This window comes from Polaromonas sp. P4_F6 (assembly GCF_056401275.1).
In genome coordinates this window covers 868,367-886,567 of record NZ_JBFUJQ010000001.1, presented here as the reverse complement: position 1 = coordinate 886,567, position 18,201 = coordinate 868,367, and the positions used below count along the sequence as shown (strand labels likewise).

The 18,201-nt window shown below is 66.2% G+C and carries 17 protein-coding genes; 11 read left to right on the top strand and 6 right to left on the bottom strand.

Features of this window, described 5'->3' with window-relative positions:
- Positions 1-16: 16 nt before the first annotated feature.
- Complete coding sequence (locus AC1DUN_RS04210; protein WP_477712848.1) at positions 17-1,096, bottom strand: tartrate dehydrogenase; 1,080 nt, start codon at positions 1,094-1,096, stop codon at positions 17-19.
- 92 nt (positions 1,097-1,188) lie between these two features.
- Here AC1DUN_RS04210 and AC1DUN_RS04205 point away from each other — a divergent pair, with 92 nt between their 5' ends.
- On the top strand, positions 1,189-2,124 hold the full coding sequence (locus AC1DUN_RS04205) for a LysR family transcriptional regulator (protein WP_477712847.1): 936 nt from the start codon (positions 1,189-1,191) through the stop codon (positions 2,122-2,124).
- Between the two features lie 3 nt (positions 2,125-2,127).
- Here AC1DUN_RS04205 and AC1DUN_RS04200 read toward each other — a convergent pair whose 3' ends face one another.
- Together AC1DUN_RS04200 and xdhC are read right to left on the bottom strand one after the other, a co-directional pair.
- Positions 2,128-3,333, bottom strand: a complete 1,206-nt coding sequence (locus AC1DUN_RS04200) for a urate hydroxylase PuuD (protein WP_477712846.1) — start codon at positions 3,331-3,333, stop codon at positions 2,128-2,130.
- Positions 3,334-3,477: 144 nt separating this feature from the next.
- Positions 3,478-4,341, bottom strand: a complete 864-nt coding sequence (gene xdhC, locus AC1DUN_RS04195; RefSeq protein WP_477712845.1) for a xanthine dehydrogenase accessory protein XdhC — start codon at positions 4,339-4,341, stop codon at positions 3,478-3,480.
- 133 nt (positions 4,342-4,474) lie between these two features.
- Here xdhC and AC1DUN_RS04190 point away from each other — a divergent pair, with 133 nt between their 5' ends.
- On the top strand, positions 4,475-5,017 hold the full coding sequence (locus AC1DUN_RS04190) for a hypothetical protein (RefSeq protein WP_477712844.1): 543 nt from the start codon (positions 4,475-4,477) through the stop codon (positions 5,015-5,017).
- A gap of 149 nt (positions 5,018-5,166) precedes the next feature.
- On the opposite strand, the gene AC1DUN_RS04185 is transcribed toward AC1DUN_RS04190, so the two are convergent.
- Both AC1DUN_RS04185 and uraH read right to left on the bottom strand, forming a co-directional pair.
- A complete protein-coding gene (locus tag AC1DUN_RS04185; RefSeq protein ID WP_477712843.1) occupies positions 5,167-6,174 on the bottom strand; it encodes a tripartite tricarboxylate transporter substrate binding protein in 1,008 nt (335 codons plus the stop codon).
- Between the two features lie 94 nt (positions 6,175-6,268).
- Complete coding sequence (gene uraH / locus AC1DUN_RS04180) at positions 6,269-6,622, bottom strand: hydroxyisourate hydrolase (RefSeq protein ID WP_477712842.1); 354 nt, start codon at positions 6,620-6,622, stop codon at positions 6,269-6,271.
- A 70-nt stretch (positions 6,623-6,692) separates the two neighbouring features.
- On the opposite strand from uraH, the gene AC1DUN_RS04175 reads away from it, so the two are divergent.
- From AC1DUN_RS04175 to AC1DUN_RS04150, 6 genes are all read left to right on the top strand, one after another.
- The gene (locus AC1DUN_RS04175; protein WP_477712841.1) at positions 6,693-7,352 is read left to right on the top strand and encodes a GntR family transcriptional regulator; all 660 of its coding nucleotides are present in this window, start codon (positions 6,693-6,695) and stop codon (positions 7,350-7,352) included.
- The gene (gene puuE / locus AC1DUN_RS04170; protein WP_477712840.1) at positions 7,349-8,284 is read left to right on the top strand and encodes an allantoinase PuuE; all 936 of its coding nucleotides are present in this window, start codon (positions 7,349-7,351) and stop codon (positions 8,282-8,284) included. The genes AC1DUN_RS04175 and puuE overlap by 4 nt, the downstream gene beginning before the upstream one ends.
- 2 nt (positions 8,285-8,286) lie before the next feature.
- Positions 8,287-10,053, top strand: a complete 1,767-nt coding sequence (gene uraD, locus AC1DUN_RS04165) for a 2-oxo-4-hydroxy-4-carboxy-5-ureidoimidazoline decarboxylase (protein ID WP_477712839.1) — start codon at positions 8,287-8,289, stop codon at positions 10,051-10,053.
- A gap of 5 nt (positions 10,054-10,058) precedes the next feature.
- The gene (locus AC1DUN_RS04160) at positions 10,059-11,312 is read left to right on the top strand and encodes a M20 family metallopeptidase (RefSeq protein WP_477712838.1); all 1,254 of its coding nucleotides are present in this window, start codon (positions 10,059-10,061) and stop codon (positions 11,310-11,312) included.
- Positions 11,313-11,523: 211 nt separating this feature from the next.
- Complete coding sequence (locus tag AC1DUN_RS04155; protein WP_477712837.1) at positions 11,524-12,843, top strand: C4-dicarboxylate transporter DctA; 1,320 nt, start codon at positions 11,524-11,526, stop codon at positions 12,841-12,843.
- A gap of 46 nt (positions 12,844-12,889) precedes the next feature.
- Positions 12,890-13,591 carry a GntR family transcriptional regulator gene (locus tag AC1DUN_RS04150; protein ID WP_477712836.1) on the top strand — a complete coding sequence of 234 codons (702 nt, stop codon included), beginning with the start codon at positions 12,890-12,892 and terminating at the stop codon, positions 13,589-13,591.
- An 8-nt stretch (positions 13,592-13,599) separates the two neighbouring features.
- Here AC1DUN_RS04150 and AC1DUN_RS04145 read toward each other — a convergent pair whose 3' ends face one another.
- A complete protein-coding gene (locus AC1DUN_RS04145; RefSeq protein ID WP_477712835.1) occupies positions 13,600-14,514 on the bottom strand; it encodes a LysR family transcriptional regulator in 915 nt (304 codons plus the stop codon).
- 133 nt (positions 14,515-14,647) lie between these two features.
- Between AC1DUN_RS04145 and gcl the strand changes: the two genes are divergently transcribed.
- From gcl to AC1DUN_RS04130, 3 genes are read left to right on the top strand one after another with little or no spacing between them, the layout of a single operon-like run.
- Entirely contained in the window at positions 14,648-16,441 is a 1,794-nt protein-coding gene (gene gcl / locus AC1DUN_RS04140; RefSeq protein WP_477712834.1) for a glyoxylate carboligase, read from the top strand.
- Between the two features lie 19 nt (positions 16,442-16,460).
- On the top strand, positions 16,461-17,240 hold the full coding sequence (gene hyi, locus AC1DUN_RS04135) for a hydroxypyruvate isomerase (protein ID WP_477712833.1): 780 nt from the start codon (positions 16,461-16,463) through the stop codon (positions 17,238-17,240).
- A gap of 15 nt (positions 17,241-17,255) precedes the next feature.
- Positions 17,256-18,176, top strand: a complete 921-nt coding sequence (locus tag AC1DUN_RS04130) for a 2-hydroxy-3-oxopropionate reductase (RefSeq protein ID WP_477712832.1) — start codon at positions 17,256-17,258, stop codon at positions 18,174-18,176.
- Positions 18,177-18,201 lie beyond the last annotated feature (25 nt).

The window sequence follows — 18,201 nt, the reverse complement described above, 5'->3', positions numbered from 1 at the left end:
TGTTGGTTTTCTGGAATCAGGCCGCCGCGGCCACGGCAAAGCAGCCGCAGACCGCTTTGGTGACTTGCGCCGTGGTGGCCTGGCCGCCGAGGTCGCGCGTGTGCAGGGAGGCGTTGGCCGTCACCGATTCGATGGCCTGCATCAGCTGGCCGGCGATGGCGTGCTCGCCCAGGTGCTCGAGCAGCATCACGCAGCTCCAGAAAGTGCCGACCGGGTTGGCCAGGCCCTTGCCCATGATGTCGAAGGCCGAGCCGTGGATGGGCTCGAACATGCTGGGGTAGCGGCGCTCGGGGTCGATATTGCCGGTGGGCGCGATGCCCAGGCTGCCGGCCAGCGCGGCGGCCAGGTCGCTCAGGATGTCGGCGTGCAGGTTGGTCGCGACCACGGTGTCCAGCGAGGCCGGGCGGTTCACCATGCGGGCCGTGCAGGCATCGACCAGCTCCTTGTCCCAGCTGACGTCGGGGAACTCCTTGCTGATTTGCAGTGCAATTTCGTCCCACATCACCATGGCGTGGCGCTGGGCGTTGGACTTGGTGACCACGGTGAGCAGCTTGCGCGGCCGCGACTGCGCCAGCCTGAAGGCGTAGCGCATGATGCGCTCGACGCCGGCGCGCGTCATCATCGAGACATCGGTCGCCACCTCGATCGGATGGCCCTGGTGGGCCCGGCCGCCCACGCCCGCATACTCGCCTTCGGAGTTTTCGCGCACGATCACCCAGTTGAGCTGCTCGGGCGCGCAGCGCTTGAGCGGCGCGTCTATGCCCGGCAGTATGCGTGTGGGCCGTACATTGGCGTACTGGTCAAAGCCCTGGCAGATCTTCAGGCGCAAGCCCCAGAGCGTGATGTGGTCGGGGATGTGCGGGTCGCCGGCCGAGCCGAACAGGATGGCGTCCTTGTCGCGCAGCTCGTCCAGCCCCTTGTCGGGCATCATGACGCCGTGCTCGCGGTACCAGTCGCCGCCCCAGCCATAGGACGTGAACTCGAAGCGGAAATTGGTTTGCGTGGCGGCCAGGGCCTGCAGCACCTGCTGGCCGGCCGGAATGACCTCCTTGCCGATGCCGTCGCCGGGGATGCAGGCGATCTTGTAAGTCTTCATGGGATTCCTCGGGTTGTGAGGCGTCCAATGTAGCGATTGGCGGGGACAACAAAAGGCCTTAAAGTGAGGACATTGTTAACTTCAAGTTACGAATGACCTCGTCCAACCCCGCCCCTTCCGAGATGGCTTTTTTCAGCCTGCTGGCGCGCTACGGCAGCCTGTCGGCCACGGCCCGCGAGCTGGGCGTCAGCACGGCGGCGGTCAGCAAGCGGCTGGCGCAGATGGAGGCCAGGCTGGGCGTGCAACTGCTCAACCGCACGACGCGGCGCGCCAGCCTCACGCAGGAAGGCGAGATTTACCTCACGCACGCGCGCCGCATCCTGGCCGACATCGACGACATGGAGCAGCAGGTCTCCAGCGCCGTGGCGGCGCCCAAGGGCCTTCTGCGCGTGAACGCCACCCTGGGCTTTGGCCGCAGCCATGTGGCGCCGCTGATCTCGCGTTTTGTCAAAGCCCATCCCGACATGGAGGTGCAGCTGCAGCTCACGGTCAACCCGCCGCCGCTGACCGAGGACGCCTTTGACGTCTGCATACGCTTTGGCGAACCGCCCGACGCGCGCGTGGTGGCGCGTTTGATCGCGCCGAACCGCCGCCTGCTCTGCGCTTCACCGGCCTACCTGGCGCGCCACGGCACACCCAAGGTGCCGCACGACCTCGCGCGGCACAACTGCATAGGCATACGCCAGGGCGACGAGGCCTACGGCATCTGGCGCCTGGCATCGGGCAAACACACGCAGGCCGTCAAGGTGCACGGAAACCTCAGCACCAGCGACGGCGAGATCGCGGTGAACTGGGCGCTGGACGGCCACGGCATCCTGATGCGCGCCGAATGGGACATCGCCAAATACCTGCGCAGCGGCAGGCTGGTGCAGGTGCTGGAGAACTACCGCACGCCGGCGGCCGACATCCATGCGGTCTACCCGGCCCGCCACCAGCATTCGGCCCGGGTCAAGGCTTTTGTGGATTTCCTGGCACGGCATTTCGAGAAGCCGTCGACGCGGGCCGCCGGGCTTGCGACCGACTGGTAAGCGCTACTCTGTTTTGGCGCCGGCGTCGAACCAGCTTTTGATCACCTGCCGCTCCGCCTCGGTGATGCCGGTCGCGTTGTTCATGGGCATGAGCCGTGTGACCACGGCCTGCTGGTAGACCTGCGCGGCGTGCAGCTTGAGGGCCGCGGGCGAATCCAGGCGCACATTCTTCATCTGCACCTGCTCGCCATGGCACTGGTAGCAGCGCTGGGCCAGGATGGTTTGCACCTGGCCGTAGCCTGTTGCCGGCGGGGTGGCGGAAGCCGCAGCCACGGCGGTAGGCGCCGGCTTCATCCAGACAATGACACCCAGGATGACGGCCACACCGGCCAACGCATAGGCCAGCGGATGCCGGTTGCGGCCCAGCTTGTAGCCGTGGCGCAGCACAAAAAACTGGCGTATCGCCGCGCCAGCCAGCATCATCAAAATCAGCACCAGCCAGTTCTGCGGATGGCTCCAGGTGAAGCTGTAGTGGTTGCTCAGCATGGCGAACAGCACCGGCAGCGTGAAGTAGGTGTTGTGCACGCTGCGCTGCTTGCCGCGCTGGCCGTGCACCGGGTCCACAGGCTCGCCGGCCTGGATGGCGGCCACCACCTTGCGCTGGCCGGGGATGATCCAGAAAAACACATTGGCGCTCATGGCCGTGGCCATCATGGCGCCCACCAGCAAAAAGGCCGCGCGCCCGGCAAACCAATGGCAGGCCAGCCAGGACGCGATGCACACCAGCACCGCAACCAGCGCGCCGACGATGGCATCCCCGTTCTTCCGTCTTCCGAACAGCTGGCAGATGCCGTCGTAGAGCATCCAGAACACCACAAAGAATGACAGCGCCACGGCGGCCGCCGCGCCGGGCGACCAGTTCATCAGCGATTTGTCGACCAGGTAGGTGCCGGCATGCCAGAGGTAGGACACCGTGAACAGCGCAAAGCCCGACAGCCAGGTGCTGTAGCTCTCCCAGTAAAACCAGTGCAGGTGGGCCGGCAGCTGCGGCGGCCTGACCGCGTATTTGACGGGGTGGTAAAAACCGCCGCCGTGCACGGCCCAGAGTTCGCCGCTCACGCCCTGCTTTTTCAAGTCCTCATCCACGGGCGGCGTGAGGCTGCTGTCGAGGAAGACAAAATAAAACGAGGAGCCGACCCAGGCGATGGCGGTGATGACGTGGACCCAGCGCAGCAGCAGGTTGGCCCAGTCGAGTAGATAGTTTTCCATAGCGCTCAACTTGTGCAAGGCTGCTCACCACTGCGGGCGCTGTAAGCAGAAAACGGGTCACGAACAAAAGAAAGCTTGCGGCTTGGCCACCTGCTTTCCCGGCTCCGCTGCGACCTGGTGGTGCAAGTTTATCGGCTTTGACGCTCAGCGCAAAGCCTTCGCGGCCTTCTCCCGGTTTGCATCGATGGTCTGCAGCAACTGGGCAGCGACGGCAACGGCGATGACCTCGGGCTCCTTGCCCGTGATGCCCGGCACGCCTATGGGGCAAGTGACATGCGCGAGCTCGGCCGGCGTGAAGCCCCTGGCCTCCAGCCGGTGGCGAAAGGCCGCCCATTTGCTCTTGCTGCCTATCAGGCCTATATAGGGCAAATCGCCCTGCTTGCGCTGGCGCTGGAGGCAGGCGGCCAGCACATCCAGGTCTTCGGCGTGGCTAAAGCTCATGATCAACACACGCGACTGCGGCGCCAGGCCCGGCACGGCGGCCTGCACCGGATCGGAATGTTCGCAGCTCACGCGCGGCGGCACGCTGTCCGGGAATATGCCGTCGCGGCTGTCTATCCAGCTCAGCTCAAACGGCAAAGGCGCGAGCACCCGCGCCAGCGCATGGCCGACGTGGCCACCGCCGAACAACGCCACCGGCGCAAGCCGCGGCGAGCCCAGCCGCTGCGCCAGCGCCGCCGCATCGCCGGCCTGCACCCGCTCAAAGCGCAGTTGCACCACGCCGCCGCAGCACTGGCCCAGCGAAGGGCCCAGCGCCACGCGCAGAGAAGCGTGGGCGCCGACTGGATCAGCGCCGCCAAGCAGCGCGCGGGCCCGCGCGATGGCCTCGTATTCCAGGTGGCCGCCGCCTATGGTGCCCACGATGGCCTCGGCGAACACCGCCATCCAGGTGCCCGCCTCGCGCGGGACCGAGCCCTGGGTTTGGGCCACCTGCACCAGCACCGCCGGCGACGAAGCCAGGCGGGCCAGCAGGGACTCCAGTAACAAACCGGTGTTGCGAGAAACCATTGGTGACGTGTTTGCGCTGTAAGCGGATGGAATAGTGGGCTAAATTAGACCTTAGCACCACCCGGGCAGCGCGCGCTTCGCGCGCATGATGACGGGTATACACAAAATCCCATGAACCGCCGAAAGGCAAACCATGACAAAACCCGAGATGCCTTCTTCTTCCTCCGCCACCCCGCGCCGCTTCTGGCTGGTGGCCCTGCTGTCCGCCGCGGCCGCCGCCGTGGTGAGCGCCTGCAAGACCGCACCCGAGGCCACGCCCGCGTCCGCCGGCTCTGCCACCGCACCCGACTCACCGGTCATCGGGCCTATCGCGGGCCCGAAAGGCTCGGCCAGAAGCTCAGGGGCCACCACGCCGCGTGCTTACCGCGAAGACGGCGCGACGCACATCTACGGCCTCAATTCGGACCGCATCTACAAGGGCCGCATGCCGCCGCTGCTGTATGCGGTGGGCGTGCTCAATGTGGAGATCGACCGCACCGGCCGCGTGACCCGCCTGGACTGGATGCGCGCGCCCAAACATGCGCCTGAAGTGATGGCGGAAATCACCAAAATGATCGAGGAAGCCTCGCCCTTCCCGGCACCCACACGCATGGGCAAGGTGGTCTATACCGACACCTGGCTGTGGCACCAGAGCGGGAAGTTCCAGCTGGACACGCTCACTGAAGGACAGAACTAGAGCCCCCACGGTCGCTCACTGCGTGTAGCTCCCTGCCCCCGAGGGGGCCGCCCGCCTGCGGCCCGGCAAAGCCGGTTCCGCGGCTCATGCTGGCCTTGGGCGGCTCGCTTCGCATCGCCTTTTGGGGCTCTCCGTTTCAGGCGCGTCCCTTATTCAATCTGCAGATTTTGCGTCTTCACGACATTGCGCCAGGCGCGGTAGTCGGCTTCGATGAAGTGGCCCAGCAGCGCGGGGGAGCCGGGGGCGGCTTCGACGGCGTCGGCCTTGAAGCGGGTGACCACCTCTGGCATGGCGACGACCTTGTTGATGGCGGCGTTCAAGGTGTTGACGATGGCCGGCGGGGTGCCGGTGGGCGCCATGAGCGCAAAGTAGTTGACCACGTCGATGCCGGGCAGGCCGGCTTCGGCCATGCTGGGCACGTCGGGCAGCGCGCTGGAGCGCTTGGCGCTGGTGACGGCCAGCGGCTTGACGCTGCCGCTCTTGATGAAGGGCAGCAGTGCCGGGATGGTGCCGGTGACGAGGTGGATCTGCCCGCCAATCATGTCCATGGTGGCGGGCGCCACGCCGCGATACGGAATGTGGGTGATAAAGGTGCCGGTGCGGGCTTTGAGCAGCTCCAGCACCAGGTGGTTGACGCCGCCCGCGCCGGCCGAGCCGTAGTTGAGCGCGCCCGGCTTTTGTCTGGCCAGGCTCACCAATTCTTTCATGTTGTTGGCCGGCAGCTTGGTGTTGGCGGCCCAGACCAGCGGGCCGCTGGCGATCATGCCGACCGGCGTGAACTGGCGCAGCGGGTCGTAGTTGGCGCTGGGCAGCGAAGCCGCCACGGTGGTGAAGGGCGAGGCCACCAGCAGCAGGGTGTAGCCGTCGGCCGGCGACTGCGCCACAAACTGCGTGCCTATCGCGCCCGAGGCGCCGGCGCGGTTGTCGACCACAAAGCTGGCGTTCAGGACTTCACCGAGTTTTTGCGCGACCAGCCGCGCCATCGCGTCGGTGCCGGCACCGGGCGCAAAGGGCACCACGATCTTGACCGGGCGGTCCGGGTAAACGCCGGAAGGGCCTTGCGCCATGGCGGCGGGAAGCGCCAGGCTGGCGGCGGTGCCTGCGGACAGCAGCAGGGCTTGGCGGCGGCTCAGGGCGCCCATTGGCTTGGCATTCATGGGGGAAGGGGAATAAGTGGTCAAAACCGTTGATTGTCGCCGCGCCCCATGACGCGGGGATGACACGGCGGGGACCGTGCTTTCCCTTATCTGATTAACTGCCGCGGTAAGTCGAGTAACTCCAGGGACTGACCAGCAGGGGCACGTGGTAATGGCTGCCGGTGTCGGCCACGCCAAAGTCCAGGCTGACCTGGTCCAGGAAAGCCGGCTCGGGCAGCGCCACGCCGCGCGCCTTGAAGTACGCCGCGACCTCGAACACCAGGCGGTAGGTGCCGGCTTTGAGGCTGGCGTTGTCATAAAGCGGCCCGTCGGGGTTGCGGCCGTCGGCGTTCAGGCTGAAGGTTTTCACCAGCGCGGCCTGCCCGCCCTGCGTGGTGAACAGCGAGACCTTCATGCCGCCCGCCGGCACGCCGTGCATGGTGTCCAGTACATGTGTGCTCAAGCCCATGGCAGTCCCTTTGTGATTTCGGTTTACCAAAAGTGTATACAGTTTTTGAATATGCGGCTATCATGGCCCGATGGAATCATCCACCACCCACGCCATCGTCGAGGCGCTGACCAAGGCCATTGTGGAGCACCGGCTGCACCCGGGCATCAAGCTGGCGGAACAAAAACTCGCCGACCATTTCGGCGTTTCGCGCACGCTGGTGCGGCAGGCGCTGTTCCAGCTGTCGCAAAACCGGCTGATACGCCTGGAGCCGGCGCGCGGCGCCTTTGTGGCCGCGCCCTCGGCGATGGAAGCGCGCCAGGTATTCGCGGTGCGCCGCATGCTGGAAGCCGAAATGACGCGCGCCTTTGTGCGCGAGGTCACGCCCGCCAAGATCAAGGCGCTCAAGGAGCACGTGGCGCGCGAGAAGTCCGCGCTTGACGACGTGCCCGGCCGCACCGAGTTGCTGGGCGACTTCCATGTGCGCATGGCCGAGCTCATGGGCAACGAGGTGCTGGCGCAGATGCTGGGCGAGCTGATCTCGCGCTGCGCGCTGATCACGCTGATGTACCAGACGGCCACCGCCGCCGAACACTCCAACGACGAGCACGCGGAAATCGTCAAGGCCCTGGCCGCCAGGGACGAAGCCCTGGCCGTGCGCCTGATGACCGAACACCTGCTGCACGTCGAGGAAAACCTGGCCTTCGACCGCAAGGTACCGACCAACGATATTTCGATGGCGCTGTCATGAGTACAAACTACCCAAGAGATTTGATTGGCTACGGCCGCAACCCGCCGCACGCGCAATGGCCCGGCCAGGCCCGCATCGCCGTGCAGTTTGTGCTCAATTACGAAGAAGGCGGCGAGAACTCGGTGCTGCACGGCGACGCCGGCTCCGAGCAGTTCCTGTCCGAAATGGCCAACCCGCCCAGCTACGCCGACCGCCACCTGAGCATGGAAGGCATTTATGAATACGGCTCCCGCGTGGGCGTGTGGCGCATCCTGCGCGAGTTTGAAAAGCGCGGGCTGCCGCTGACCGTCTTCGGCGTCGGCATGGCCTTGCAGCGCCACCCCGAAGTGGCCGCGGCCTTCACCGAGCTGGGCCATGAAATCGCCTGCCACGGCTGGCGCTGGATCAACTACCAGCAGATCGACGAAGCCACGGAACGCGAACACATGCGCCTGGGCCTGGACGCGATTGAAAAACTCACCGGCACACGCCCGCTGGGCTGGTACACCGGCCGCGACAGCCCCAACACGCGCCGGCTGGTGGCCGACGACGGGCGGCTTGAATACGACAGCGACTACTACGGCGACGACCTGCCCTTCTGGACCGAGGTCACACGCACCGACGGCGCCGTCGTGCCGCGGCTGGTCGTGCCCTACACGCTGGACACCAACGACATGCGTTTTGCCCTGCCCCAGGGTTTTGCGCAGGCAGAAGACTTCTTCATCTACCTGCGTGACAGCTTTGACGCACTGTACGCCGAAGGTGACGCCTCGCCCAGGATGCTCAGCATAGGCATGCATTGCCGCCTGCTGGGCCGGCCCGGCCGCATCGTGGCGCTGCAGCGTTTCCTGGACCATGTGCAAAAGCACGACCGCGTCTGGATCTGCCGCCGCCTCGACATCGCCCGCCACTGGCAGGCCACCCACCCTTACATGCCCCGGCAGGAAAGCTGAACATGGCCATCACCCTTGAACAGGTCAACACCGCGCCGCGCGAGCAGGCACTGCAGCTGCTGGACGGGCTTTACGAGCACTCCCCCTGGGTGGCCGAAAAAGCGCTGGACGCCCGCCCCTTCCGCTCGCTGGCGCATCTCAAGCACGCGATGGCCCAGGTGCTGCGGGGTGCCGGCAAGGACGCGCAGGTCAAGCTCATACAAGCCCACCCCGAACTGGCCGGCAAGGCCATGGTGAGCAAATCCCTCACTGCGGAGTCGACCAGCGAGCAAGGCAAGGCCGGCCTCGCGGATTGCACGCCCGAAGAATTCGCCACGCTGCAAAAACTGAACGCCGACTACAACGCGAAATTCGGCTTCCCCTTCATCCTCGCGGTACGCGGCCCGCGCGGCAGCGGCCTGAGCCGCCAGCAGATCATCGAGACCTTCGCGCGCCGCCTGCTCAACCACCCCGATTTCGAGCTGCAGGAAAACCTGCGCAACATCCACCGCGTGGTGGAGCTCAGGCTCAACGACAAGTTTGCCGCCACGCCCGCGCTGGGCAACGACGTCTGGGACTGGCACGAAGCCCTGTCCCGGTACAGCGACCCGGGCTACCTTGAAAAGGGCCAGCTCACGGTGACCTACCTGACCGACGCACACCGCGCCTGCGCGGCCTACATCAGCAGCACCATGCGCGATTGCGGCTTTGACGAGGTGAGCATCGATGCGGTGGGCAATGTGGTGGGGGTTTACAAGGCCTCGGCGCCGGGCGCCAAGACCCTGCTGACCGGCAGCCACTACGACACCGTGCGCAACGGCGGCAAGTACGACGGGCGCCTAGGCATCTTCGCGCCCATGGCCTGCGTGCGCGAGCTGCACCGCCAGGGCAAGCGCCTGCCCTTCAACATCGAGGTCGTGGGCTTTGCCGAAGAGGAAGGCCAACGCTACAAGGCCACCTTCCTCGGTTCGGGCGCGCTGATAGGCGACTTCAAGCCCGAGTGGCTGGACCAGAAAGACGCCGACGGCATCACCATGCGCGAGGCCATGCTGAACGCCGGCCTGAAGCCCGAAGACATCGGCCGCATCAAACGCGATGCCGGCAACTACCTCGGTTTTGTCGAAGTGCACATCGAGCAGGGCCCGGTGCTCAACGAGCTGGACCTGCCGCTGGGCATCGTCACCTCCATCAACGGCAATGTGCGCTACCTCTGCGAAATCACCGGCATGGCCAGCCATGCCGGCACCACGCCCATGAACCGCCGCCGCGACGCGGCTGCCGCCGCCGCCGAACTGCTGCTGTATGTGGAGCACCGCGCGGCGCAGGACGGCGACTCCGTCGGCACCGTGGGCATGCTGCAGGTGCCCAGCGGCTCCATCAACGTGGTGCCGGGGCGCTGCCTGTTTTCGCTGGACATGCGCGCGCCCGTCGATGCGCAGCGCGACGCGCTGGTGGCCGATGTGCTGGCCGAACTCAAGGCGATTTGCGAACGCCGCGGCGTGCACTTCACGACCGAGCTGACCGAACGCGCCGCCGCCGCGCCCAGCGCGCCGGCCTGGCAGCAGCGCTGGGAGCGCGCGGTCGACTCCCTGGGCGTGCCGCTGCATGCCATGCCCAGCGGCGCCGGCCACGACGCCATGAAGCTGCACAAGGTGATGCCGCAAGCCATGCTGTTTGTGCGCGGCCAGAACTCCGGCATCAGCCACAACCCGCTGGAAAGCAGCACCAGCGACGACATCGAGCTTGCGATCCAGGCTTTCACCCATCTGCTCACCCATCTCGCCCCCTGACCACCATGACCTTTTCCACAGACTACGCAAAGCTCGACAGCTGGATTGACGCCCACTTCGACGAGGAAACCGCATTCCTGCAGCAGCTCATACGCGTACCCACCGACACACCGCCGGGCAATAACGCGCCGCATGCCGAGCGCACCGCCGAACTCATCAAGGCCTTTGGCTTCGAAGCCGAGAAACACCCCGTGCCCGAGGCCGAAGTGCGCGGCTACGGCATGGAGTCCATCACCAACCTGATCGTGCGGCGCAAATATGGCGGTAGCGGCGAAGGAAAGGGTGAGGGGAAAACCATTGCCTTGAACGCCCACGGCGACGTGGTGCCGCCCGGCGAGGGCTGGACCAAAGACCCCTACGGCGGCGAAATCGTGGACGGCAAGATCTACGGCCGTGCCTCCGCCGTCAGCAAATGCGATTTCGCGAGCTTCACCTTCGCGGTGCGTGCGCTCGAGGCACTGGGCGCGCCGCTCAAGGGCGCTATCGAGCTGCACTTCACCTACGACGAGGAATTCGGCGGCGAGATGGGCCCGGGCTGGTTGCTCAAAAATGGCCTGACCAAACCCGACCTGCTGATCGCGGCCGGTTTTTCTTATGAAGTCGTCACCGCCCACAACGGCTGCCTGCAGATGGAAGTCACGGTGCACGGCAAGATGGCCCATGCCGCGATTCCCGACACCGGCGTCGATGCGCTGCAGGGCGCGGTGCACATCCTCAACGCGCTCTACGCGCAGAACGCGCTTTACCAGCAAGTCACGTCCAAGGTCGAGGGCATCAAGCACCCCTACCTCAACGTGGGCCGCATCGAAGGCGGCACCAATACCAATGTGGTGCCCGGCAAGGTGACGTTCAAGCTGGACCGCCGCATGATCCCCGAAGAGAACCCGGCCGAGGTCGAAGCCAATATCCGCAAGGTGATCGCCGACGCGGCGGCTGAACGCAAGGGCATCACGATCGACATCAAGCGCCTGCTGCTGGCCAACTCCATGCGGCCGCTGCCCGGCAACCGGCCGCTGGTCGAGGCCATCCAGAAGCACGGCGAGGCGCTGTTCGGCCAGAAAATCCCGGCCATGGGCACGCCCTTGTACACCGACGTGCGCCTTTATGCCGAAGCCGGCATTCCCGGCGTGATCTACGGCGCCGGACCGCGCACCGTGCTCGAATCGCATGCCAAGCGCGCCGACGAGCGCCTTGAGCTGGAAGACCTGCGCCGCGCCACCAAGGTGATCGCCCGCACGCTGCGCGACCTGCTGGCCTGAGCCAGGCCGCCCCGCCCCCATCAAACACCCGCCACGGCGGGTGTTTTGCTTTGCGGCACCCGCGCGAACGGTTGCGTCAGTGTTGACCGAATCAGCTGGAATCGCCCGGGATAACCCTGTGGTAGCGCCAAAACTACTTGTCTACATTTCTTGTATGCAAGTCTTGCCCGCAAGAACTTGCTACCCCGCAACGACTCTTCCGGAGACAGCCATGCCCAAGTTTTTCCGCTCACTGTTTGGCCAGGTGATCCTGGCCCTCATCGTCGGCGTGTTCGTCGGCTTTATCTGGCCGGAGACGGCCGTCAAGCTCAAACCGCTGGGCGACGGCTTTATCAAACTGATCAAGATGCTGATTCCCATGATCGTGTTCTGCGTCGTGGTCCACGGCATCGCGGGTGCGGGAGACCTCAAACGCGTCGGCCGGGTCGGCGTCAAGTCGCTGATTTACTTCGAGGTGGTGACCACCATCGCCCTGGTGATAGGCCTGGTGCTGGCCTTTGTGTTCCAGCCCGGCGCCGGCATGAATGTGGACCCCAAGCTGCTGGACCCCAAGGCCATGGGCGCTTATGTCGAAAACGCCGGCAAGCTCACCGGCGGCGGCACGGTGGAGTTCCTCATGAAGCTGATCCCCACCACCGCGGTCAGCGCCTTCGTCAACGGCGACGTGCTGCAGGTGCTGCTGTTCTCGGTGCTGTTCGGCTGCGCGCTGGCCATGCTGGGCGACAGGGGCCAGAAGGTGGTCGGCCTGGTCGACGACCTGGCCCACGTGCTCTTCAAGACCATGGGCATCATCATCAAGCTCGCGCCGCTGGGCGTGCTGGGCGCCATCGCGTTCACCGTCGGCAAGTACGGCATAGGCTCGCTCAAGCAGCTGGGCATGCTGGTGGTGCTGTTCTACGCCGCCGTGATCATCTTCGTCGCCGTGGTGCTGGGCACCATCATGCGGCTGTCGGGCTTCAGCCTGTTCAAGCTGCTCAAGTACCTGCGCGAGGAGCTGATGGTCGTGTTTGCCACCACCTCGTCGGACAGCGTGCTGCCGCAGATCATGGCCAAGCTCAAGCGCATGGGCATACGCGACTCCACCGTCGGCCTGGTGATTCCCACGGGCTACTCCTTCAACCTCGACGCCTTCTCCATCTACATCACGCTGGCGGCCGTTTTCATCGCCCAGGCCACCAACACGCCCATCTCCATGGCCGACCTGCTGACCATCCTGGCGATCTCGCTGGTCACCTCCAAGGGCGCGCACGGCGTGCCCGGCTCGGCCATCGTGGTGCTGGCCGCCACCCTGCAGGCGATCCCCGCGATCCCGGCCATAGGCCTGGTGCTGGTGCTGTCGGTGGACTGGTTCATGGGCATCGCCCGCGCCCTGGGCAACCTGATCGGCAACTGCGTGGCCACCGTGGCGGTGGCAGCCTGGGAAGGCGACATAGACCGCGAACGGGCCCATGCGGTGCTCGACGGCCGCTATGTGCCGCCCACCGAGGACGACATGGACATCGAAGTCGGCGCCGTCCCGGCCAAGGCTTGACAAACCGCCACCCGCGCTGAACCCCAGCCGCTACACTCGCAGCACCATGAGCAGCAGCCAGGTCCAGATCGCCCAGCAAGTCGTCGAGTCCATACTCGCGCAGAAACTCTCGCCCGGCGAGCGCCTGGGCGAGCAGGAGCTGGCCGAGCTCTTCGGCGTCAGCCGCACCCTGGTGCGCGAGGCGCTGATGCAGCTGCAGGCACGCGGCTTCGTGGAAGTGCGCACGCGCAAGGGCTGGTATGTGGTCGAGCCCTCGGTCGAGGAAGCGCGCGACGCCTTCTCGGCCCGGCGCATCATCGAGGGCGGCATTCTTCGCGAGGCCGGGCGGCCGCTGCAGTCGGTGCTGCACAGGCTGCGCGATCACATCGCCCAGGAAGAGCAGGCCATCGAAGAGGCCGACGCCGCCACCCGGGCTTTTCTGCTGGCCGACTTCCACGTCTGCCTGGCCGAATGCCTGGGCCAGCGGCTGCTGTGCGACGTGCTGCGCGACCTGACCGCACGCACCACGCTGGCCGCCTCGCTCTACCAGTCCAAACATGACGCGGGCCAGTCCTGCGCCGAGCACGCGGCCATCGTGGCCGCGCTGGAGCAAGGCCAGCTGGAGTCGGCCCGTGAACTGATGCTCGCGCACATCGGCAGCGTCGAAGCCGCGCTGGGCTCGTCGGCACCCGATACCGCGGCCGGCGGCGAGCGCCTGCGCGCGGCGCTCACGCAGCTGGCGCGGCCGCCGCTGCGCAAGGTCAGCTAAAGACCATCTCAGGCCTTGGGCAAAGTCTCCCACCAGCGCTCGCCGAAGCGCCCCTGCAGAAAAGCCACAAAGGCCTGGACCTTGCCCGGCAGCAGCTTGGGCGAAGGGAACACCGCATGGATTTCCTGCTCGGGCAGGGCATGGTCCTTGAGCACTTCCACGATATGGCCCGAGGCCAGTGAATCGCCCGCCACATAACGCGGCAGCGCCGCGATGCCCAGGCCGCCGCGCGCCGCCGCCAGCACTGCCGACAGGTTGTTCGAATGCAGGCGGCCGGTCACCGGCACCGTCACCGGCTCGCCTTTGGGCGTGAACAGCCGCCACACGTCGTCGCCCTGCACGCTGCTGTAGACCAGCGCGTTGTGGCCGCTCAGATCGGCCGGCTTTTTGGGTGTGCCCGACTTCTTGAGGTAAGCCGGCGAGGCCACCAGCACCCAGGGGTTCATGCCCAGAAAGCGCGCGCCCAGCGTGGAATCGGCCAGCTTGCCCATGCGCACCGCCACGTCTATGCCCTGGGCCACCAGGTCGACATAGCGGTCCTCAAAACTCAGGTCCAGCTGCACCTGCTTGTGCCTGGCCATGAAGTCCAGCGCCAGCGGCACGATGACGCGGCGGCCGAAGGCCACCGAAGTGCCTATGCGCAGCAGGCCCTGGGCCTGCGTCTGGCGCAGCCGCGCAACGCTGTCGGCCTCTTCCACCTCGCGCACGATGGATTTGCATTTCTCGTAGTACAGCGCGCCCGACTCGGTAAGGCTGACGCCGCGCGTGTTGCGGTTGAGCAGCCGCACCTTCAGGCGCGCCTCGGTGGCCGCCACCTGCTTGGTCACCGTGGGCTGGGTGGTGGCGAATTCACGCGCCGCTTTCGAGAAGCTGCCGGTCTCCACCACACGCACAAACATGTGCATTGCCTGCAATCTGTCCATGCTTTCATCATAGTGAGTTATCGGTGAATCCCGGGGCCATTTATTCCTGCATGGAATAGCTTTTATGGCAGCCCGCCGCCTTCCGGACGACGCCTTGCCTGCCTACAGTCGGCTCCATCCAAGGAGTTCAAACATGGCAAAAATGACGGCCATCCAGGCCGCGGTCTGGGTGATGGAAAAAGAAGGCGTGACCCAGGCCTTCGGCATTCCCGGCGCGGCGATCAACCCGCTGTACGCGGCCTTGCGCAAGCAAGGGACCATAGGCCACATCCTGGCGCGCCACGTCGAAGGCGCCTCGCACATGGCCGAGGGCTACACCCGCGCCTGCCCCGGCAACATCGGCGTGTGCATAGGCACCTCGGGCCCGGCCGGCACCGACATGATCACCGGCCTCTACTCGGCCCAGGCCGACTCGATTCCCATCCTCTGCATTACCGGCCAGGCGCCACGCGCGCGCCTGTACAAGGAAGACTTCCAGGCGGTGGACATCGAATCGATCTCCAAGCCCGTGACCAAGTGGAGCGTGACGGTGCGCGAACCCGCCCAGGTGCCGCGCGCCTTCCAGCAGGCCTTTCACCTGATGCGCTCGGGCCGGCCAGGGCCGGTGCTGATAGACCTGCCCTTTGACGTGCAGATGGGCGAGATCGAGTTCGACCCGGACACCTATTCGCCGCTGCCGGTCTACAAACCCTGCGCCACCCGCGCCCAGGTTGAAAAAGCGCTGGCCATGCTCAATGAAGCGGCCAGGCCGCTGATCGTGGCCGGCGGCGGTGTCATCAACGCCGACGCCTCGCCCCTGCTGGTGCAACTGGCCGAGATCACCGGCGTGCCGGTCATCCCCACCCTGATGGGCTGGGGCGCGATTCCCGACAGCCACCCGCTGATGGCCGGCATGTGCGGCCTGCAGACCAGCCACCGCTACGGCAACGCCACCCTGCTGGCCTCGGACTTCGTGCTGGGCATGGGCAACCGCTGGGCGAACCGCCACACCGGCTCGGTCGAGGTCTACACCCGGGGCCGCAAGTTCGTGCACGTGGACATAGAGCCCACGCAGATAGGCCGCGTGTTCGCGCCCGACTACGGCATCGTTTCCGACGCGAAGCTGGCGCTCGAGCTCTTCGTGCAAGTGGCCGGCGAGATGAAGGCCGACGGCCGGCTCAAGGACCGCGGCCCATGGGCGGCCGAATGCCGGGAACGCAAGCGCACCCTGCTGCGCAAGACCAACTTCGACAGCGTGCCCATGAAACCGCAGCGCGTCTACCAGTGCATGAACAATGCCTTCGGCGACGACGCCTGCTACGTCAGCACCATAGGCCTGTCGCAGATCGCCGCCGCGCAGTTCCTGCACGTGCACAAGCCGCGCCACTGGATCAACTGCGGCCAGGCCGGCCCGCTGGGCTGGACGGTGCCGGCCGCGCTGGGCGTGCGCGCCGCCGACCCCACGCGCAAGATCGTCGCGCTGTCGGGTGACTACGACTTCCAGTTCATGGTCGAGGAACTGGCCGTGGGCGCGCAGTTCAAGCTGCCTTACCTGCACATCGTCGTCAACAACTCCTACCTCGGGCTGATACGCCAGGCCCAGCGCGGCTTCGAGATGGACTACTGCGTGCAGCTGGGCTTTGACAACATCAACACGCCTGAAGAGGAAACGGCCGTCAGGGGCTACGGCGTGGACCACCTCAAGGTGGCCGAGGGCCTGGGCTGCAAGGCCTTGCGTGTGCTCAGGCAGGAGGAATTCGCGCCCGCCGTGCGGCAGGCCGAGGCCTGGATGAAGGAGTTCCAGGTGCCCGTGGTCATCGAGGTGATCCTGGAGCGCGTGACCAATATCGCCATGGGCACCGAGATCGACAACATCAACGAGTTCGAGGAACTCGCCCTGAAGAAATCCGACGCGCCCACCGCGATCGACTGCGCGCTGCTTGACTGAACCCGACCGAAAGATCCCTATGCCGAAATTCGCCGCCAACCTGAGCATGCTGTTCACCGAACTTCCCTTCATGGAACGCTTCGCGGCCGCCCGCGCCGCCGGCTTCGACGCCGTGGAATACCTGTTCCCCTATGCCTATCCCAAACAGGCGCTGGCCGCCGCGCTCAAGGACAACGGCCTCACGCAAGTGCTGCACAACCTGCCGGCCGGCGACTGGGAAGCCGGCGAACGCGGCATCGCCTGCCACCCGGGCCGCGAGGCCGAATTCCGCGAAGGCCTGGCCCGCGCCATCGGCTACGCCGCCGCGCTGGACTGCAAGCAGCTCAACTGCCTGGCGGGCAAACTGCCCGCCGGCGTGGCGCGGGAGGAGGCCCATGCCACCCTGGTCGCCAACCTGCGCCACGCGGCCGCCGCGCTCAAGCAGGCCGGCATACGCCTGCTGATAGAACCCATCAACCACTACGACATCCCCGGCTTCTTCCTGACCCGCACCGACGAGGCGCTGGCCATCGCCGACGAAGTCGGCTCGGACAACCTGTTTGTGCAGTACGACATCTACCACGCGCAGCGCATGGAGGGCGAGCTTGCCGCCACGCTCAGCAAACACCTGGGCCGCATAGGCCACATCCAGCTGGCCGACAACCCGGGCCGCCATGAACCCGGCACCGGCGAGATCAACTACCGCTGGCTGCTGCGCCACATCGACGCCATCGGCTACAGCGGCGCCATAGGCTGCGAATACCAGCCGCAAACCACCACGGCCGCCGGCCTGGGCTGGCGCAGCGCGCTCACCGCATAAGGGCAGGCCGTCATCATGATCAAGTCAGGACTCAAACTCGGCTTCATAGGCCTGGGCATCATGGGCGCCCCCATGGCCGGCCATTTGCTCAAGGCCGGCCACATGCTGTTCGTCAACACCCGCGGCACGGTGCCAGAGGCCCTGGCGGGCGGCGGCGCCACCCTCTGCACCACGGCCCAGGGCGTGGCCGAGCGGGCCGACATCATCTTCATCATGGTGCCCGACACGCCCGACGTGCAGGCCGTGCTGTTCGGTGAGCACGGCGTGGCCGCCGGCCTCAAGGCCTCGGGCCGGGAAACATCGAGCCTGCGAAAAGTCGTGGTCGACTGCAGCTCCATAGACCCCATCGCCACGCGCGGCTTCGCGGAAAAAATCCAGGCCCTGGGCTGCGACTACCTGGACGCACCGGTCTCGGGCGGCGAGGTCGGCGCCAAGGCCGCCAGCCTGAGCATCATGGTGGGCGGCGAAGAACAGGCTTTTGAGCGCATCAGGCCGCTGCTCGCGCTGATGGGCAAGAACGTCACGCGCGTAGGCGGCGCCGGCGACGGCCAGGTCTGCAAGGTGGCCAACCAGATCATCGTGGCGCTCAACATCGCCGCCGTCGGCGAAGCCCTGGTGTTCGCCTCCCGGGCCGGCGCCGACCCGGCCAAGGTGCGCGAGGCGCTGATGGGCGGCTTCGCGGCCTCGCGCATTCTTGAAGTGCATGGCGAGCGCATGATCAATCGCAGCTTCGCGCCCGGTTTTCGCATCGCGCTGCACCAGAAGGACTTGAACCTCGCGCTGCAGAGCGCGCGGACCCTGGGCGTGGCGCTGCCGCAAACGGCCAATGCCGCGCAGCTGATGCAGTCCTGCGCGGCGCTGGGCCATGCACAGGCCGATCATTCAGCCCTGGTGCTGGCCCTGGAGGCCATGGCGGGGCACCCGGTCGCGCCCTGAATGTGCCCTGAACGCGCCTAGACCC

Bases quoted from the DNA above. Each gene is read 5' to 3' on its own strand.
- AC1DUN_RS04210 (WP_477712848.1), bottom strand. From the start codon at position 1,096: ATGAAGACTTACAAGATCGCCTGCATCCCCGGCGACGGCATCGGCAAG.
- AC1DUN_RS04205 (WP_477712847.1), top strand. From the start codon at position 1,189: ATGACCTCGTCCAACCCCGCCCCTTCCGAGATGGCTTTTTTCAGCCTG.
- AC1DUN_RS04200 (WP_477712846.1), bottom strand. From the start codon at position 3,333: ATGGAAAACTATCTACTCGACTGGGCCAACCTGCTGCTGCGCTGGGTC.
- xdhC (WP_477712845.1), bottom strand. From the start codon at position 4,341: ATGGTTTCTCGCAACACCGGTTTGTTACTGGAGTCCCTGCTGGCCCGC.
- AC1DUN_RS04190 (WP_477712844.1), top strand. From the start codon at position 4,475: ATGACAAAACCCGAGATGCCTTCTTCTTCCTCCGCCACCCCGCGCCGC.
- AC1DUN_RS04185 (WP_477712843.1), bottom strand. From the start codon at position 6,174: ATGAATGCCAAGCCAATGGGCGCCCTGAGCCGCCGCCAAGCCCTGCTG.
- uraH (WP_477712842.1), bottom strand. From the start codon at position 6,622: ATGGGCTTGAGCACACATGTACTGGACACCATGCACGGCGTGCCGGCG.
- AC1DUN_RS04175 (WP_477712841.1), top strand. From the start codon at position 6,693: ATGGAATCATCCACCACCCACGCCATCGTCGAGGCGCTGACCAAGGCC.
- puuE (WP_477712840.1), top strand. From the start codon at position 7,349: ATGAGTACAAACTACCCAAGAGATTTGATTGGCTACGGCCGCAACCCG.
- uraD (WP_477712839.1), top strand. From the start codon at position 8,287: ATGGCCATCACCCTTGAACAGGTCAACACCGCGCCGCGCGAGCAGGCA.
- AC1DUN_RS04160 (WP_477712838.1), top strand. From the start codon at position 10,059: ATGACCTTTTCCACAGACTACGCAAAGCTCGACAGCTGGATTGACGCC.
- AC1DUN_RS04155 (WP_477712837.1), top strand. From the start codon at position 11,524: ATGCCCAAGTTTTTCCGCTCACTGTTTGGCCAGGTGATCCTGGCCCTC.
- AC1DUN_RS04150 (WP_477712836.1), top strand. From the start codon at position 12,890: ATGAGCAGCAGCCAGGTCCAGATCGCCCAGCAAGTCGTCGAGTCCATA.
- AC1DUN_RS04145 (WP_477712835.1), bottom strand. From the start codon at position 14,514: ATGGACAGATTGCAGGCAATGCACATGTTTGTGCGTGTGGTGGAGACC.
- gcl (WP_477712834.1), top strand. From the start codon at position 14,648: ATGGCAAAAATGACGGCCATCCAGGCCGCGGTCTGGGTGATGGAAAAA.
- hyi (WP_477712833.1), top strand. From the start codon at position 16,461: ATGCCGAAATTCGCCGCCAACCTGAGCATGCTGTTCACCGAACTTCCC.
- AC1DUN_RS04130 (WP_477712832.1), top strand. From the start codon at position 17,256: ATGATCAAGTCAGGACTCAAACTCGGCTTCATAGGCCTGGGCATCATG.